The organism is Shigella sonnei, assembly GCF_002950395.1.
In the GTDB taxonomy this organism is placed as follows: domain Bacteria; phylum Pseudomonadota; class Gammaproteobacteria; order Enterobacterales; family Enterobacteriaceae; genus ECMA0423.
The window spans coordinates 4958196-4975028 of the sequence record NZ_CP026802.1; the positions used below are offsets into that span (position 1 = coordinate 4958196).

The window sequence follows — 16833 nt, forward strand, 5'->3', positions numbered from 1 at the left end:
ATGTCTCTGCCACGCCTTAAACATCTACTACTGACCAGAATACCCGTCGCAGGTAGATGAGTCTTGTGAGCGTTACAGGAGTCTGGCTTTGCTCATTAATCAACGCTATTTAGATATAAATTTCTAACACTCGAAAAACGAATTTCACTAATAAATTATAACGGGTGGTTTTTATCATACAGCGAAATAACTTTTTGTTTATTAAATTTAACATTCTTGTGCTAATTTAATTAAAAGTACCATGTATAGCATATGAAGCTGTTAATGCCAGCAATTGTCTCAAATGAGCGATTTTTTATAGTGACAAACAATAATAAAATTAAAAATAGCCATGTAGACATTAACTGAGGAATAGACAATGTTAGTTAGTAAAAGCAACGAATTTAACACTAGCTCATTTATAGATAGTGGAAATTGTAATGAAAGAAAATCTTCTGAATCCATGGAGCTACTAGCTTATAGTATTATAAATTTAATTTGTAAGGAAGCTGCCTCAGGGACGTATCGCGGTGCTCTTGAAACTTTACAAAAAATGATGTCTGAATGTATATATCATGAAGGCAACGCCTTTGTCATTATGGGATCTGGAGAGCAATTAAAACGTATTAAATATGATGTTGATGAAAATAACTTAAAAGTATTCAACGTATACTTTGATAATAATGAAGAGTTAGTTACTGATGGTGAGCCTGACGTAGTATGTTTAAGCAAGCAGGTCTGGGAAGATCTTCTCATTAAACTAAAGCTGGAGAACAAAGAAAATGCGGTTTCTGAAACTGACCTGTCATCGAATAAAAATAATGTTGATCAGTTTATTGAATGCGCTAAGAGAAATGAACAGACCCTATTCGATAATATAAGAAAAAGTGATTTTCATGTTGATTCATTTAAGCCAGGTAGTACACGTAGTGTTATTTTAGAAACACAACCAAATGTCTGTATGGAACCACATAATTTATATGACAACCAAATAGATAAGGTTTCACCTGTAACTAAAAACTCTCAGCAAGTTAAAGGCCACTATGGAGATAAATTTAAAGAAATGCAGATGTTCCTTAACCAGATGAGCAATGCACTTCAACAGACTCCATCTTTGTCAGAGTCAAAGGAACACACCATAGATATTCAAAAAATAACGGATGCCTTTGTGAAAGAATTCCGGGGGGTATTAATTGATAAAAATGGGAATTGTTCAGAACGTTTATTCAATTTTTATGAGTGCTGCTATAAGTTTTTACCAAGAGCGCAGCTTCAAGATAAAATCGAAAGCTATAATTCAGCACTACAAGCTTTTTCCATCTTTCGTTCATCTACTTTGAATAATAATGATGTAGGGTTTAATTTTAAATTATTCCCAGAAGTCAAGCTGTCTGGTGAAAATCTTGAAACGGTATTCAAATACAAAAAAGGAAGTTTTGTCCGGGAGATAGCCAGAATTAACATTACTCTCCAAAAAGAAGAGGATGGTTTATATAATTTAGGTGGATTGGATTTTAAGGGATGCTTCTTTTCTGGACAGAACTTCAGTAACTATGATATTCAATATGTGAACTGGGGAACGTCATTGTTTGATCTTGATACTCCGTGTATTTTTAATGCGCCTGCTTACAACAAGAGTAATGAAAAATCATTAAAACCTGTGAGCGAAAACGGTTTAAGTGGAGTCTTGACTGATCGTAATAATAAAATAAAACTCATCACGGGCGTGGCACCATTCGATGATATTTTATTTATGGATGATGACTTTGATGATAGTTCCTCTGAGGATGATCCCGTTGAGAATAGTCCTGTTGTGACTAGTCCCGTTGTATCAAGTTCTAAAAGCAGTTTTCAATGATTAATAAATGGCTATTTTTACAAAGAGATAATAACGTAGATTGAAACAATATGTATTATTGATTGATTAAACGGGATTATTTTTTACACTACAACCATTTTGCTGCCACTACCAAAGAAAAAGGGGCTACGCTTTCACGTAACCCCTTGATCTGTGCTGTGATTTACTGAGTTTAAATTGGTGCTGTAATTGGTTGAAATATTTCATCTAATGTCTGGTTCAACTTTCCTTAGCTGCCTGAAAGTTTTTTGATCTTACCCAGCAATAACAGCGTTACGGTGCACCACGCCTGACTGAAGAACTGCGTGCTCAGGGTTACCTCTTCAACGTAAAACCGTGGCAGGAGGTCCGGACTGAAAAAACTGCTCAGGACATTATCGGCGGTGGACGCACGGGTAGTCTGTAAACCGCACCGACTGGGGCGCAGTATGTGGCATCTTGTCGTGCTGTTGGAGGAGCTGTGCAAACGTGGTATTAACTTTCGTGCTCTGGCCCAATCTATATTTGCCCAACAATGGGGGGACGAATGCTGTAAAAGTAAAAGAATCTGCGATCTCAAAGTTATTGTGTGATTTTTATGTGAGCAGAAGATATTCATCAGAAACGATTATGTAAATCATTTTATTTTGCCGACGGCCTGATTGTCGAAAGAAAAGAATACGCCCGTATTTCCTGAATAGATTGACTTTTTTATCCAATCACACTTCAGCGCACTGTGTTTAAAAAATGCCTCTTTCTTATGTGGAACATCATCATTTCATCATGATGTCTTTGATGAGCGGTGAACACAATACACTTGCGCTGTCTCTTCAGGATGAACCCCCCGGTCTGGTGCCTGCGGGCTGATGTTGCAGCAGAGCTAAAGTCGCTTAAACGCTACTCAGTATTCACTTTTCAGAGGATGAAATTTATGAACAGGACCAGTCCCCATTATTGTCGCCGCTCAGTACTTTTCTTATTGATATCTGCCTTGATATATGCCCCGCCCGTGATGGCGGCCTTTACTACTAATGTTATTGGTGTGGTAAACGATGAGACTGTAGATGGCAACCAACGAGTAGATGAACGAGGTACAACAAATAACACTCATATTATCAACCATGGCCAGCAGAGTGTTTATGGCGGAGTATCTAATGGAAGTCTTATTGAATCTGGTGGATATCAAGATGTTGGAAGGAATAACAATTATATGGGGCAGTCTAATAATACAACCATTAACGGAGGAAGACAGACAATTCATGACGGGGGCATTTCCACCGGTACGATAATCGACAGTGGCAATCAGGACGTTTATACAGGTGGTATCAGCAATGGAACGACAATTAAGGGTGGTAATTCACACATAAGTGGGGGGACTGCGAATGGAACCATCATTGATGGTGGAGGGCAGACAGTAACAACTCAGGGGCATGTTGATGGTACAACGATAAATAAGTCCGGTTATCAGGACATCACGCAAGGAAGTATGGCAACGAACACAATCATAAATGGTGGACGACAGTATGTTGAACAGAGCACAGTAGGAACAACCACCATTAAAAATGGCGGTGAGCAAAGAGTATATGAAAGCCATGCGCTGGACACGACGATTGAAGGTGGAACTCAGTCTCTGAATAATAAGTCAACGGCAAAAAATACTCAGATCTATTCTGGTGGTACGCAAATTGTTGATTACACCAGCTCCTCGGATGTTATTGAAGTTTATTCCGGTGGCGTGCTTGATGTTAGTGGTGGTACGGCAACAAATGTTACCCAGCACGATGGTGCAATTTTAAAAACAAACACTAACGGTACGACGGTGAGCGGTACGAATAGTGAAGGTGCATTCTCCATCCACAATCACGTGGCAGACAATGTGTTGCTGGAAAACGGTGGTCATTTAGACATAAACGCATATGGTTCGGCAAATAAGACGATTATTAAAGATAAAGGAACAATGTCAGTTTTAACGAATGCTAAAGCTGATGCGACCCGAATAGATAACGGCGGGGTAATGGATGTTACCAGAAACGCGACCAATACCATAATCAATGGTGGTACACAGAATATTAATAATCATGGTATTGCCACGGGTACCAATATCAACAGCGGAACACAAAATATCAAGAGCGGCGGGAAAGCTGACACGACAAATATTTCCACCGGGAGCCGGCAGGTTGTTGAGAAAGATGGTACGGCAACTGGCAGCAATATTAGCGCCGGAGGCTCGCTGATTGTCTATACCGGCGGTATAGCACATGGGGTTAACCAGGAGACGGGCAGTGCTTTAGTTGCTAGACTGGCCCCCTGAATCTCCAGACAACCAGTATCACTTATTTAAGTGATAGTCTTAATACTAGTTTTTAGACTAGTCATTGGAGAGCAGATGATTGATGTCTTAGGACCGGAGAAACGCAGACGGCGTACCACACAGGAAAAGATCGCAATTGTTCAGCAGAGCTTTGAACCGGGGATGACGGTCTCCCTCGTTGCCCGGCAACATGGTGTAGCAGCCAGCCAGTTATTTCTCTGGCGTAAGCAATACCAGGAAGGAAGTCTTACTGCTGTGGCCGCCGGAGAACAGGTTGTTCCTGCCTCTGAACTTGCTGCCGCCATGAAGCAGATTAAAGAACTCCAGCGCCTGCTCGGCAAGAAAACGATGGAAAATGAACTCCTCAAAGAAGCCGTTGAATATGGACGGGCAAAAAAGTGGATAGCGCACGCGCCCTTATTGCCCGGGGATGGGGAGTAAGCTTAGTCAGCCGTTGTCTCCGGGTGTCGCGTGCGCAGTTGCACGTCATTCTCAGACGAACCGATGACTGGATGGATGGCCGCCACAGTCGTCACACTGATGATACGGATGTGCTTCTCCGTATACACCATGTTATCGGAGAGCTGCCCACGTATGGTTATCGTCGGGTATGGGCGCTGCTTCGCAGACAGGCAGAACTTGATGGTATGCCTGCGATCAATGCCAAACGTGTTTACCGGATCATGCGCCAGAATGCGCTGTTGCTTGAGCGAAAACCTGCTGTACCGCCATCGAAACGGGCACATACAGGCAGAGTGGCTGTGAAAGAAAGTAATCAGCGATGGTGCTCTGACGGGTTCGAGTTCCGCTGTGATAACGGAGAAAAACTGCGAGTCACGTTCGCGCTGGACTGCTGTGACCGTGAGGCACTGCACTGGGCGGTCACTACGGGCGGCTTCAACAGTGAAACAGTACAGGACGTCATGCTGGGAGCGGTGGAACGCCGCTTCGGCAACGAGCTTCCGGCGTCTCCAGTAGAGTGGCTGACGGATAATGGTTCATGCTACCGGGCTAATGAAACACGGCAGTTTGCCCGGATGTTGGGGCTTGAACCGAAGAGCACGGCGGTGCGGAGTCCGGAGAGTAACGGCATAGCAGAGAGCTTCGTGAAAACGATAAAGCGTGACTACATCAGTGTCATGCCCAAACCAGACGGGTTAACGGCAGCAAAGAACCTTGCAGAGGCGTTCGAGCATTATAACGAATGGCATCCGCATAGTGCACTGGGTTATCGCTCGCCACGGGAATATCTACGGCAGCAAGCCAGTAATGGGTTAAGTGATAACAGGTGTCTGGAAATATAGGGGCAAATCCAGCGTTCATCAGCCCCCGCATTGCCGACAGGATCACAGACGGGGGGCGCAACTGGTTGTCGTTCAACTGGCCCAGCTACCGTTCTTGTATCAGAGGTGTGGCTGCATGACAACACCAGTCTGGCGTAATGATGACCTGGAAGGCGCTGTCATTGGCGCATTCTTTCTGCGTGGGGCAGATCATGAAGTGATGGATATTCTGATCACACTACCGGCGGACATTTTTTCTGTACGAGCGTATCGGGATATCTACACAGGCATCTGCAGACAGGCCCGTGTTTCAGGAGTGATTGACCCCGTGCTGTTGTGTAATGAGATGCCGGAACTTGCCCCGGTGATTACTGATACCGGGCGTAAAACCTGGGTGAAGTCTTCACTGGAGCACTATGTTGCAGCGTTGCGGCGCAATGCCGCACTGCGCGATGCAGAAAAAACACTGAATGAGGCGCTGCAGAAATTACGTGATGCGCATACCTGTGAAGCAGCTGAAGATGCCCTGAAGGATGCGCAGAACATGATGGTCACACTGTCGACAGGAAAGGGCGTCATTCAGCCGGTACATATTGATGATGTGCTTCCGGAAGTGGTTGAGCGTGTTGAATGCCGGAATCAGGGGCTGGAGAAATCCAGGACGTTGATGACCGGTATTGATGAACTGGACGCAAAAACAGGCGGTATGGAGCCCGGAGACCTGGTATTCATTGCCGCCCGTCCTTCGATGGGGAAAACCGAACTTGCGCTGGACATCATCGACAAGGTGACTGAGCAGGGGCATGGTGTGCTTCTGTTCACCATGGAGATGGCGAACATCCAGATTGGTGAACGTATGGTGTCTGCGGCTGGAGGGATGCCAGTATCACGCCTGAAATCTGTGGCTCACTTTGAAGATGAAGACTGGGCGCGTTTCTCACAAGGGGTGGGGCGGATGACCGGGCGCAATATCTGGATGGTGGACCAGGCGAACCTGACCATTGATGAGATATGCGCAACAACGAAACACCATCTGATTAAACATCCGGAAACGGCGCTGGTGGTGGTTGATTATCTCGGGCTGATAAAAACCCGAACCACGGGGCGTCATGACCTTGCCGTGGGTGAAATCTCAAAGGGGCTTAAAGGCCTGGCAAAATCCGGTGGTTTTCCGTTGATTGCGCTGAGCCAGCTCTCCCGCGGTGTGGAGTCCAGACCCAATAAACGTCCCATGAACTCAGACCTGAAAAATTCCGGAGAAATAGAGGCGGATGCAGACATCATTCTGATGCTTTACAGGGATGAAGTGTACAACCCGGATACACAGGCTACAGGCATAGCAGAAATTAATATCACGAAACAACGTAACGGTTCTCTGGGGACGATTTACCGGCGTTTTTATAACGGACATTTTCTGCCTGTGGACCAGGAAAGCGCACAGGTTCTTTCCACCCCAATGCGGCAGCCCCAGCCGCGCAGATACAGCAATACACGTACCGACAGCAGTAAGATGGAGCGTTTCTTTTGAACAACCAGACAATGACTTTTACCTCTGAACAATTGCGTAAACACGCGCAGGAAATGTTGCGACAGGCGGAACAACTGGAAAAAACAGGTGTAACAAAAGATGCCATTCGTCGGGATATGGTGCCAGCGCTCAGGGAACTGATGCAGGCGAAACATCGCGCACAAAAAGCGGTGGATGAGCTCGTTGATTGTGTGGCAGAGCTGGAAACCAAAGTTGGAAAGTTTGAAAAAATGGTGCAGGAGGTGCTGCGCTGATGCGCCATGAGTTTATTTTACCTTATCCGCCGACGGTGAATACTTACTGGCGACGTCGTGGCAGCACATATTTTGTATCAAAAGTTGGTGAGCGTTATCGCCGTGATGTGACGCTAATTGTTCGCCAGCAGCGGCTGAAATTAAACCTGTCCGGAAGGCTGGCGATAAAGATTATTGCAGAGCCACCGGATAAGCGCCGTCGTGACCTGGACAATATCCTGAAAGCACCACTGGATGCGCTGACGCATGCCGGACTACTCATAGACGACGAGCAGTTTGATGAAATCAATATTGTGCGCGGTCAGCTCGTTCCTGGTGGGCGACTGGGCGTGAAGATTTATGAAATCACAGGTGATAACGATGGCGCGTGATATTCAGCAGGTTATGGAACGGTGGGGGGCTTGGGCTGCAAACACTCATGAAGATGTATCCTGGGCGTCGATCGCTGCTGGTTTTAAAGGGTTAATTCCGTCGAAAGTGAAATCACGCCCTCAGTGTTCTGATGATGATGCAATGATAATTTGTGGCTGTATGGCCCGGTTGAACAAGAAAAATCAGGATTTGCACGATTTGCTGGTGGATTATTACGTAGGTGGAATGACTTTTATGAGTCTGGCACGGAAACATGGGTGTTCGGATACCTGTATTGGCAAGCGCCTGCAGAAAGCGGAAGGGGTTATTGATGGCATGTTGATGATGCTTGATATCCGGCTGGAGATGGACAGATACGTAGAACGAATTATGTAGGTGCTTGACCAGACACATTGTCCGGGGCTATATTCCTCACGCGCCAGCAAAATCTGGCGTCGGGATTGGAACCCCGGATAGAGACCGCGACAGACACACGCCGCGAGCGTGTTTTTTATTGTCGTATGCACGCGCACATCTGAATTATGGTGGGGCGCATGGGGGAGCTGAAAAGCTCGCCGGTCGGTTTCCCGGTAGTTCCAACCCTGTGCGTCTCACCACCCGATGATTGGAACCTGACGGTGTTGACAGTTTCAGGTTTGCAGTTTACATTTCCCCGCGGTGCTCAAAACACCTCGAAAGCGGTATCCACACCCGATAGCCATGTGGTTTTTTTGTGTCCAGAATTCTTGGTTTATGACCGGGTGTGCGGCTAATACAATACCAGCAATGGAAATACGCCCGCCGACTTTCGACGGTTTTGAGCGCCCGGTCACCCTCTCAAAAGGGGTAAATCAAAATATTCGAAAGGACATGTCTATGAATCGCACGTCTATTGAAAAACTCCCGTCACTTACGCATAACCATCTTCCTGTCATGACAACAGAGCTGCTGGCTGATTTGTACGGAACAGAGCGCCAGCGTTTGACAAACAATTTCAATCGAAACAAAGAACGGTTTATAGAAGGTAAACATTTTTTCCTGATAGAAGGTGATGCGTTACGAGAGTTGAAGAACGAAAACTCTTTAAGAGTTTCTGTGAAAATTGCCCGTAACGTTCGCTCCCTCATCCTCTGGACAGAACGTGGCGCAGCCCGTCACGCCAAAATGCTCGAAACCGATCAGGCGTGGGAAGTGTTCGAAAAACTGGAAGACTGTTATTTCAACCAGAAACAGCCACCAGCGGCACAAAACACATCTATCGAAAATGATGGATGCGCATTACTGAGCCACTTCGATAAACACGGTCAGGTTGAGTTCACGGAAAAGGTACCCGCCGATGCGATGGTATGTACTCTGGAACGGTTTAAATTTTATCTGGAGCAACACGGGTGGATCGTTGCCCGTAAAGAGCAACTGGTGGAGCGGTTGATGCGGTTTTAAAAATTTTTTCCGAAAACTTTACGATCGTAAAAAGTTGAATATCCTGTTAAGAGTGGTTACTACGCCACACAGCTTAAACCCGCCGATGAGCGGGTTTTTTTATACCTGAAAAACGGCACAGGACGTTAAACGTGCTGGTGGTCAGATGAGTTTGCAGATGTGATGACATATGGTTATTATTCTGCCTCCGGCCCTTTAGCTCAGTTGGTCAGAGCGAGCGACTCATAATCGCCAGGTCGCTGGTTCAAGTCCAGCAAGGGCCACCAACCACCACTAGCTCATCCGGATAGAGCATCAACCTTCTAAGTTGACGGTGCGAGGTTCGAGTCCTCGGTGGTGGGCCAGCGCCGACTTAGCTCAGCAGGCAGAGCAACTGACTTGTAATCAGTAGGTCACCAGTTCGATTCCGGTAGTCGGCACCATATGCGGGCATCGTATAATGGCTATTACCTCAGCCTTCCAAGCTGATGATGCGGGTTCGATTCCCGCTGCCCGCTCCAGCGAGATTTGAGACGAAGGTTGTTATTTGCACTGACACAATATTGTGTGGGAATGTCTGACTCCTTACCATCTCCTGTTCTGTGATGTTGTTTTGTTGCAGTTCCAGTGCTCTTTTTTCAGCACCAGAATGGTGCATTGTCGGTCAGGTTACGTAGTGAACCTCTGGCAGGGGACTGATGATTCATCATTCTGGTGTTGTAAATATCTCTTCGGACAACTTACAAAATATTCTAAGCAAACCCCGGGAACACACTCTTAACTGCCTTGGCTGGCGGTTTTTTGTACAGCGCTCGGTATGTGTGAGCTGGAAATCAGATTTTGCATGGACTGGAATCATGCTGTTATTTAGGGGCGAAGAACTGGCTTTTTCTTCCGCCTTCTCACCAGTAACGATTAGAAAAATAATGAAATGCCCCCCTCCGGGGAGGAGGACCGTAGAAAAAAGGACCCGCCAGCAAAAACATTGGGGATGAACAGCTTTCGCTACTCAGATTGCTGGCGGGTAAAGTTCCTCATGAATTAAGAATGCTACGCGATCTTTTTTAATGGAAATGAAAATTATTGTCAATTAGTCGTGCGTGTTTTTTCATACAATATTGGTAAAGGTGATTCAGGCCATCAGAGTTTTGCTGATGGCCTTTTTTCTTTCCGATAGCACAGGTCTGTCGGGGGCGGGATATGTATCAGATGGAAAAAATATCAACAGGCATTGCCTACGGCACCTCCGCCGGCAGTGCCGGCTACTGGTTTTTGCAGTGGTTGGATCAGGTCAGTCCATCACAGTGGGCTGCGATTGGTGTGCTGGGAAGTCTGCTTCTGGGGCTTCTGACTTATCTGACAAATCTGTATTTCAAAATAAGAGAAGACAAGCGTAAGGCTGCGAGAGGTGAATAATGTCGCCATCATTACGCAAGGCTGTTGCAGCTGCTATTGGTGGTGGGGCTGTTGCTATAGCATCTGTGTTAATCACTGGCCCAGGTGGTAACGATGGTCTGGAAGGTGTCAGCTACATACCATACAAAGATATCATTGGTGTATGGACTGTATGTCACGGACACACCGGAAAAGACATCATGCTCGGTAAAACGTATACCGAAGCAGAATGCAAAGCCCTCCTGAATAAAGACCTTGCCACTGTCGCCAGACAAATTAACCCGTACATCAAAGTCGATATACCGGAAACAACGCGCGGCGCTCTTTACTCGTTCGTTTACAACGTGGGCGCTGGCAATTTCAGAACATCGACGCTTCTTCGCAAAATAAACCAGGGCGATATCAAAGGCGCATGTGACCAGCTACGTCGCTGGACATATGCTGGCGGTAAGCAATGGAAAGGGCTGATGACCCGTCGTGAGATTGAGCGTGAAGTCTGTTTGTGGGGGCAGCAATGAGCAGAGTCACCGCGATTATCTCCGCTCTGGTTATCTGCATCATCGTCTGCCTGTCATGGGCTGTTAATCATTACCGTGATAACGCCATTACCTACAAAGAGCAGCGCGACAAAAACGCAAGAGAACTGAAGCTGGCGAACGCAACCATTACTGACATGCAGCAGAGACAGCGTGATGTTAATGCACTCGATGCTAAATACACGAAGGAGTTAGCTGATGCGAAAGCTGAAAATGAAACTCTGCGCGCTGATGTTGCCGCTGGTCGTCGTCGGTTGCACATCAAAGCAGTCTGTCAGTCAGTGCGTGAAGCCACCACCGCCTCCGGCGTGGATAATGCAACCAGCCCCCGACTGGCAGACACCGCTGAACGGGATTATTTCACCCTCAGAGAGCGGCTGATGACGATGCAGATGCAACTGGAAGGGGCACAGGAGTATATCCGCACTCAGTGCATTAAGTAGCCTTTTTATCGTGGTAAACATTTCGCAGGGTATGAGGTATTTATGCCATCACTAATCCCACGTGCCTGCCGTAAGCGTGGATGTGCAGGTACAACCACAGACAGTTCGGGTTACTGCGATAAACATCGCGGTGAAGGCTGGGTGCAGCACCAGCGCGGACTGAGCCGCCACCAGCGTGGCTATGGCTCAAAATGGACGGTGATTCGTGCCCGTATTCTGAAGCGCGATAAAGGTCTGTGTCAGTTGTGTCTGCGTGTCGGTGTGGTGAGCGAGGCGAAAACCGTCGACCACATCATCCCGAAAGCGCATGGCGGAACAGACGCAGACAGCAACCTGCAGAGTCTGTGCTGGCCCTGCCATAAAGCGAAAACAGCGCGCGAACGAATCCGGTGATAATTATTCTCACTTGTAGGGAGGGGCGGGGCAAATCCCTGTGACCTGACGTCTTCCGGACTGCCCGCCCCATCGTTTTTTTATACCCGCGAAAAATGAAATTTAACCAGGAGTGCCGCATATGGCTGGAACGGCGGGGCGTTCCGGGCGTCGCCCCAAGCCAACGGCGCGCAAGGCGCTGGCCGGAAACCCCGGCAAGCGAGCCCTGAACAAAGATGAACCTGTTTTTACGCCCATCAAAGGTGTTGAGCCACCAGAGTGGTTCGCTGAAGAAGATCTCCCTCTCGCCACGATCATGTGGCAACTGACAACCAAAGAACTCTGCGGTCAGGGCCTGCTGTGCGTGACTGACCTGGCGGTACTTGAGCGGTGGTGCGTGGCCTATGAGTTCTGGCGACGTGCCGTGAAAAATATTGCCATACAGGGCAACACCATCACCGGTGCAATGGGCGGCAGGGTCAAAAATCCGGAGCTGACCGCCAAAAAAGAACAGGAGTCCGAGATGAGCAGCACGGGGGCAATGCTCGGACTCGACCCCAGCAGCCGCCAGCGTCTGATTGGCCTGGCGGGGCAGAAGAAAGCCACTAACCCGTTTCTGAAAATTATCGAATCATGAGCCGGAAATCTTACCCCAACGTAAATGCTGCAAATCAGTATGCCCGGGATGTCGTGCGCGGAAAGATTGTTGCCTGCCAGTTTGTGATTCAGGCCTGCCAGCGCCATCTTGATGACCTGATGGCGGAAAAAAGTAAGTCGTTTCGTTACCGCTTCGACAAGGACCTGGCTGAACGGGCCGCGAAATTTATTCAGCTGTTGCCGCACACCAAGGGGGAGTGGGCATTCAAACGGATGCCCATCACGCTGGAGCCGTGGCAGCTATTTGTGATCTGCTGTGCGTTTGGCTGGGTCAATAAAGGCACCCGGTTGCGCCGCTTCCGGGAGGTGTACACCGAAATCCCCCGTAAGAACGGCAAATCAGCAATCTCTGCCGGTGTTGCCCTGTATTGTTTTGCCTGTGATAACGAGTTTGGCGCGGAAGTGTATTCCGGTGCCACGACAGAGAAACAGGCGTGGGAAGTCTTTCGCCCGGCGCGACTGATGTGTAAACGCACACCCATGCTGACGGAAGCGTTCGGGATTGAGGTTAACGCCTCAAACATGAACCGTCCGGAGGATGGCGCGCGGTTTGAACCGCTGATCGGCAACCCAGGTGATGGTTCATCACCCCACTGTGCCGTGGTTGATGAATATCACGAGCATGCCACCGATGCGCTTTATACCACAATGCTTACCGGGATGGGGGCGCGACGTCAGCCACTGATGTGGGCCATCACCACCGCCGGGTACAACATTGAGGGGCCGTGCTACGACAAGCGGCGGGAAGTCATCGAGATGCTCAACGGCTCGGTGCCTAACGATGAACTGTTCGGGATCATCTATACCGTTGATGAAGGTGACGACTGGACCGGCCCGCAGGTGCTGGAAAAAGCCAATCCAAATATTGGCGTGTCGGTTTATCGCGAATTTTTGTTAAGTCAGCAGCAGCGTGCGAAAAATAACGCCCGTCTGGCAAACGTCTTTAAAACAAAACACCTCAATATCTGGGTGTCGGCGCGTTCGGCGTATTTCAACTTGGTGAGCTGGCAGAGCTGCGAGGATAAATCACTGACCCTTGAGCAGTTCGAGGGGCAGCCGTGCATTCTGGCCTTTGACCTGGCGCGTAAGCTGGATATGAACAGCATGGCGCGACTTTATACCCGCGAGATTGACGGTAAAACGCATTACTACAGTGTGGCCCCGCGTTTCTGGGTACCGTATGACACGGTGTACAGCGTCGAGAAAAATGAAGATCGACGGACAGCCGAACGCTTTCAGAAATGGGTGGAAATGGGCGTTCTGACCGTTACCGATGGTGCGGAGGTGGATTATCGCTACATCCTCGAGGAGGCCAAAGCGGCGAACAAAATCAGCCCGGTCAGTGAGTCACCCATCGACCCCTTCGGGGCGACCGGGTTGTCACATGACCTTGCTGATGAAGACCTGAATCCCGTCACTATCGTCCAGAACTTCACCAATATGTCCGATCCGATGAAAGAGCTGGAAGCAGCGATTGAATCGGGACGTTTTCATCATGACGGCAATCCCATCATGACCTGGTGTATCGGCAACGTGGTCGGCAAAAACATGCCGGGTAACGATGATGTGGTGAAACCCGTCAAAGAGCAGGCGGAAAACAAAATCGATGGTGCAGTTGCGCTGATTATGGCGGTTGGCAGAGCCATGCTGTACGAGAAAGAAGACACGCTGTCTGACCACATTGAGTCCTACGGGATCCGCTCGCTTTAACTGAGGTAATTATGATCATGCTGATTCTCGCGCCTCTGGTGGGCGTGCTGGGTGCGCTTTTGCTGGCGTATGGTGCCTGGCTGATTTATCCCCCGGCGGGTTTTGTTGTTGCCGGGGCGCTGTGCCTGTTCTGGTCGTGGCTGGTGGCGCGATATCTCGACCGTACACGGCAGTCTGTCGGCGGAGGTAAATAGTGTTCTTTTCGGGATTATTTCAACGAAAAAGCGATGTGCCGGTGACCACGCCAGCAGAACTGCTGATGCTATCGGGCTGTCATACGACACCTATACCGGAAAGCGGATCAGTAGCCAGCGGGCCATGCGCCTGACGGCGGTCTATTCTTGCGTCAGGGTGCTGGCAGAGTCTGTTGGTATGCTGCCCTGCAGTCTCTACAAAATCAGCGGTACCCTGAAAACACGGGCGGTGGATGAACGACTGCATAAGTTGGTTTCGGCAAAACCTAATGGCTACATGACACCGCAGGAATTCTGGGAGCTGGTTATTGTCTGCCTGTGTCTACGGGGAATTTTTACGCCTACAAGGTAAAGGCACTGGGAGAAGTGGTGGAGCTTCTTCCGATAGATCCGGGCTGTGTGGAACCGAAGCTGAACAGCCAGTGGCAGCCGGTTTATCAGGTGACGTTTCCGGATGGTTCCGTGGATGTGTTGACCCAGAATGAAATCTGGCATGTGCGCACCCTGACGCTGGATGGACTTGTCGGGCTGAATCCCATTGCGTATGCGCGTGAGGCCATTTCACTGGCAGCGGCAACCGAGGAGCACGGTGCCAGGTTGTTTAGTAATGGTGCGGTGACATCCGGTGTGTTGCGTACGGAACAAAAGCTCACGCCGGATGCTTACGAGCGTCTGAAGAAAGATTTTGAGGAGTGTCACACGGGGCTTGGCAATGCTCACCGCCCGATGATTCTGGAAATGGGGCTGGACTGGAAGTCGATGGCGCTGAACGCCGAGGACAGTCAGTTCCTGGAAACCCGCAAGTTTCAGCTGGAAGAAATCTGTCGTCTGTTCCGGGTGCCGTTGCACATGGTGCAGAACACCGATCGCGCCACCTTCAACAATATCGAAGAGCTGGGGCTGGGATTTATCAACTATTCACTGGTGCCGTATCTGACCCGCATCGAACAGCGGATCAACACCGGACTGGTACGAAAAAGTAAGCAGGGCGTTTATTACGCCAAATTTAACGCCGGGGCGTTACTGCGCGGGGATATGAAGTCCCGTTTTGAAGCCTACGCCACCGGGATCAACTGGGGAATTTACTCTTCCAATGACTGCCGCGACCTGGAAGATATGAATCCGCGTCCCGGTGGTGTAATGCCGATCAGTTAAGGATCAGTTGACCGATCCAGTGGCTGTGTAAGAATCCGGAAACGCTCACTTGTTTCCGGATTTTTTTATGCACATTGGACAGGCTCTTGATCTGGTATCCCGTTACGATTCTCTGCGTAACCCACTGACTTCTCTGGGGGATTACCTCGACCCCGAACTCATCTCTCGTTGCCTTGCCGAATCAGGTACTGTAACGCTACGCAAGCGCCGTCTTCCCCTCGAAATGATGGTCTGGTGTATTGTTGGCATGGCGCTTGAGCGTAAAGAACCTCTTCACCAGATTGTGAATCGCCTGGACATCATGCTGCCGGGCAATCGCCCCTTCGTTGCCCCCAGTGCCGTTATTCAGGCCCGCCAGCGCCTGGGAAGTGAGGCTGTCCGCCGCGTGTTCACGAAAACAGCGCAGCTCTGGCATAACGCCACGCCGCATCCGCACTGGTGCGGCCTGACCCTGCTGGCCATCGATGGTGTGTTCTGGCGCACACCGGATACACCAGAGAACGATGCAGCCTTCCCCCGCCAGACACATGCCGGGAACCCGGCGCTCTACCCGCAGGTCAAAATGGTCTGCCAGATGGAACTGACCAGCCATCTGCTGACGGCTGCAGCCTTCGGCACGATGAAGAACAGCGAAAATGAGCTTGCTGAGCAACTTATAGAACAAACCGGCGATAACACTCTGACGTTAATGGATAAAGGTTATTACTCACTGGGACTGTTAAATGCCTGGAGCCTGGCGGGAGAACACCGCCACTGGATGATACCTCTCAGAAAGGGAGCGCAATATGAAGAGCTCAGAAAACTGGGTAAAGGCGATCATCTGGTGAAGCTGAAAACCAGCCCGCAGGCACGAAAAAAGTGGCCGGGACTGGGAAATGAAGTGACAGCCCGCCTGCTGACCGTGACGCGCAAAGGAAAAGTCTGCCATCTGCTGACGTCGATGACGGACGCCATGCGCTTCCCCGGAGGAGAAATGGCGGATCTGTACAGTCATCGCTGGGAAATCGAACTGGGATACAGGGAGATAAAACAGACGATGCAACTGAGCAGGCTGACGCTGAGAAGTAAAAAGCCGGAGCTTGTGGAGCAAGAGCTGTGGGGTGTCTTACTGGCTTATAATCTGGTGAGATATCAGATGATTAAAATGGCGGAACATCTGAAAGGTTACTGGCCGAATCAACTGAGTTTCTCAGAATCATGCGGAATGGTGATGAGAATGCTGATGACATTGCAGGGCGCTTCACCGGGACGTATACCGGAGCTGATGCGCGATCTTGCAAGTATGGGACAACTTGTGAAATTACCGACGAGAAGGGAAAGGGCCTTCCCGAGAGTGGTAAAGGAGAGGCCCTGGAAATACCCCACAGCCCCGAAAAAGAGCCAGTCAGTTGCTTAACTGACTGGCATTA

General features: G+C 49.1%; 17 protein-coding genes, 4 tRNA genes and 4 pseudogenes. All 25 read left to right on the plus strand.

The window, feature by feature from the left end; all coding sequences use genetic code 11:
• Nucleotides 1-358 precede the first annotated feature (358 nt).
• A complete protein-coding gene (gene ypjCB / locus C1P89_RS25540) occupies nucleotides 359-1837 on the plus strand; it encodes a YpjCB family protein (RefSeq protein ID WP_000961336.1) in 1479 nt (492 codons plus the stop codon).
• Nucleotides 1838-2172: 335 nt separating this feature from the next.
• Nucleotides 2173-2340, plus strand: a pseudogene (locus tag C1P89_RS26205) (recombinase family protein); the annotation flags it as partial.
• A gap of 115 nt (nucleotides 2341-2455) precedes the next feature.
• Nucleotides 2456-2560 carry a hypothetical protein gene (locus C1P89_RS26560; protein WP_488199711.1) on the plus strand — a complete coding sequence of 35 codons (105 nt, stop codon included), beginning with the start codon at nucleotides 2456-2458 and terminating at the stop codon, nucleotides 2558-2560.
• Between the two features lie 3 nt (nucleotides 2561-2563).
• Nucleotides 2564-2683 (plus strand): hypothetical protein, encoded by a 120-nt coding sequence (locus C1P89_RS25550; protein WP_005137897.1) that lies wholly within the window; start codon nucleotides 2564-2566, stop codon nucleotides 2681-2683.
• Between the two features lie 64 nt (nucleotides 2684-2747).
• Nucleotides 2748-4112, plus strand: a pseudogene (locus C1P89_RS25555) (AIDA repeat-containing protein); the annotation flags it as partial.
• A gap of 90 nt (nucleotides 4113-4202) precedes the next feature.
• A protein-coding gene (locus C1P89_RS25560; RefSeq protein ID WP_112384451.1) for an IS3 family transposase occupies nucleotides 4203-5431 on the plus strand; the annotation gives its coding sequence in 2 pieces (ribosomal slippage) (nucleotides 4203-4518 and nucleotides 4518-5431; 1230 coding nt in all).
• Between the two features lie 11 nt (nucleotides 5432-5442).
• A pseudogene (locus C1P89_RS26210) lies at nucleotides 5443-5550 on the plus strand (ATP-binding protein); the annotation flags it as partial.
• Nucleotides 5547-6938: a replicative DNA helicase gene (locus tag C1P89_RS25565; protein ID WP_000211320.1), complete on the plus strand. Its 1392-nt coding sequence runs from the start codon at nucleotides 5547-5549 to the stop codon at nucleotides 6936-6938. The pseudogene C1P89_RS26210 and the gene C1P89_RS25565, both read left to right, overlap by 4 nt.
• Complete coding sequence (locus C1P89_RS25570; protein WP_001064808.1) at nucleotides 6935-7192, plus strand: hypothetical protein; 258 nt, start codon at nucleotides 6935-6937, stop codon at nucleotides 7190-7192. Before C1P89_RS25565 ends, C1P89_RS25570 begins: the two co-directional genes overlap by 4 nt.
• Entirely contained in the window at nucleotides 7192-7563 is a 372-nt protein-coding gene (locus C1P89_RS25575; RefSeq protein WP_001215518.1) for a RusA family crossover junction endodeoxyribonuclease, read from the plus strand. The genes C1P89_RS25570 and C1P89_RS25575 overlap by 1 nt, the downstream gene beginning before the upstream one ends.
• On the plus strand, nucleotides 7553-7939 hold the full coding sequence (locus tag C1P89_RS25580) for an antiterminator Q family protein (protein ID WP_000090272.1): 387 nt from the start codon (nucleotides 7553-7555) through the stop codon (nucleotides 7937-7939). The genes C1P89_RS25575 and C1P89_RS25580 overlap by 11 nt, the downstream gene beginning before the upstream one ends.
• 480 nt (nucleotides 7940-8419) lie before the next feature.
• Nucleotides 8420-8983 (plus strand): ORF6N domain-containing protein, encoded by a 564-nt coding sequence (locus tag C1P89_RS25590; protein ID WP_001082355.1) that lies wholly within the window; start codon nucleotides 8420-8422, stop codon nucleotides 8981-8983.
• Nucleotides 8984-9172: 189 nt separating this feature from the next.
• Nucleotides 9173-9249 (plus strand) — tRNA-Ile (locus C1P89_RS25595).
• Between the two features lies 1 nt (nucleotide 9250).
• Nucleotides 9251-9327: transfer RNA gene (locus C1P89_RS25600), tRNA-Arg, on the plus strand.
• 2 nt (nucleotides 9328-9329) lie between these two features.
• Nucleotides 9330-9405: transfer RNA gene (locus tag C1P89_RS25605), tRNA-Thr, on the plus strand.
• A 3-nt stretch (nucleotides 9406-9408) separates the two neighbouring features.
• Nucleotides 9409-9483, plus strand: a tRNA-Gly gene (locus tag C1P89_RS25610).
• 679 nt (nucleotides 9484-10162) lie between these two features.
• Nucleotides 10163-10378: a class II holin family protein gene (locus C1P89_RS25620; protein WP_000284485.1), complete on the plus strand. Its 216-nt coding sequence runs from the start codon at nucleotides 10163-10165 to the stop codon at nucleotides 10376-10378.
• Nucleotides 10378-10875, plus strand: coding sequence for a lysozyme RrrD (gene rrrD, locus C1P89_RS25625; RefSeq protein ID WP_000075114.1), 498 nt, complete (start codon nucleotides 10378-10380; stop codon nucleotides 10873-10875). The genes C1P89_RS25620 and rrrD overlap by 1 nt, the downstream gene beginning before the upstream one ends.
• Nucleotides 10872-11336 carry a lysis protein gene (locus C1P89_RS26215; RefSeq protein ID WP_000092290.1) on the plus strand — a complete coding sequence of 155 codons (465 nt, stop codon included), beginning with the start codon at nucleotides 10872-10874 and terminating at the stop codon, nucleotides 11334-11336. Before rrrD ends, C1P89_RS26215 begins: the two co-directional genes overlap by 4 nt.
• A gap of 42 nt (nucleotides 11337-11378) precedes the next feature.
• The gene (locus C1P89_RS25635) at nucleotides 11379-11729 is read left to right on the plus strand and encodes an HNH endonuclease (RefSeq protein WP_001139556.1); all 351 of its coding nucleotides are present in this window, start codon (nucleotides 11379-11381) and stop codon (nucleotides 11727-11729) included.
• Nucleotides 11730-11850: 121 nt separating this feature from the next.
• A complete protein-coding gene (locus C1P89_RS25640; protein ID WP_000929172.1) occupies nucleotides 11851-12345 on the plus strand; it encodes a phage terminase small subunit P27 family in 495 nt (164 codons plus the stop codon).
• Complete coding sequence (locus C1P89_RS25645) at nucleotides 12342-14075, plus strand: terminase large subunit (protein WP_000088163.1); 1734 nt, start codon at nucleotides 12342-12344, stop codon at nucleotides 14073-14075. The genes C1P89_RS25640 and C1P89_RS25645 overlap by 4 nt, the downstream gene beginning before the upstream one ends.
• Before the next feature lie 11 nt (nucleotides 14076-14086).
• Complete coding sequence (ymfR, locus tag C1P89_RS25650) at nucleotides 14087-14269, plus strand: protein YmfR (RefSeq protein WP_000605607.1); 183 nt, start codon at nucleotides 14087-14089, stop codon at nucleotides 14267-14269.
• Nucleotides 14269-15406, plus strand: a pseudogene (locus tag C1P89_RS25655) (phage portal protein); the annotation flags it as partial. The gene ymfR and the pseudogene C1P89_RS25655, both read left to right, overlap by 1 nt.
• Nucleotides 15407-15473: 67 nt before the next feature.
• Nucleotides 15474-16820, plus strand: a complete 1347-nt coding sequence (locus tag C1P89_RS25660; protein ID WP_000483769.1) for an IS4-like element IS4 family transposase — start codon at nucleotides 15474-15476, stop codon at nucleotides 16818-16820.
• Nucleotides 16821-16833: the final 13 nt, after the last annotated feature.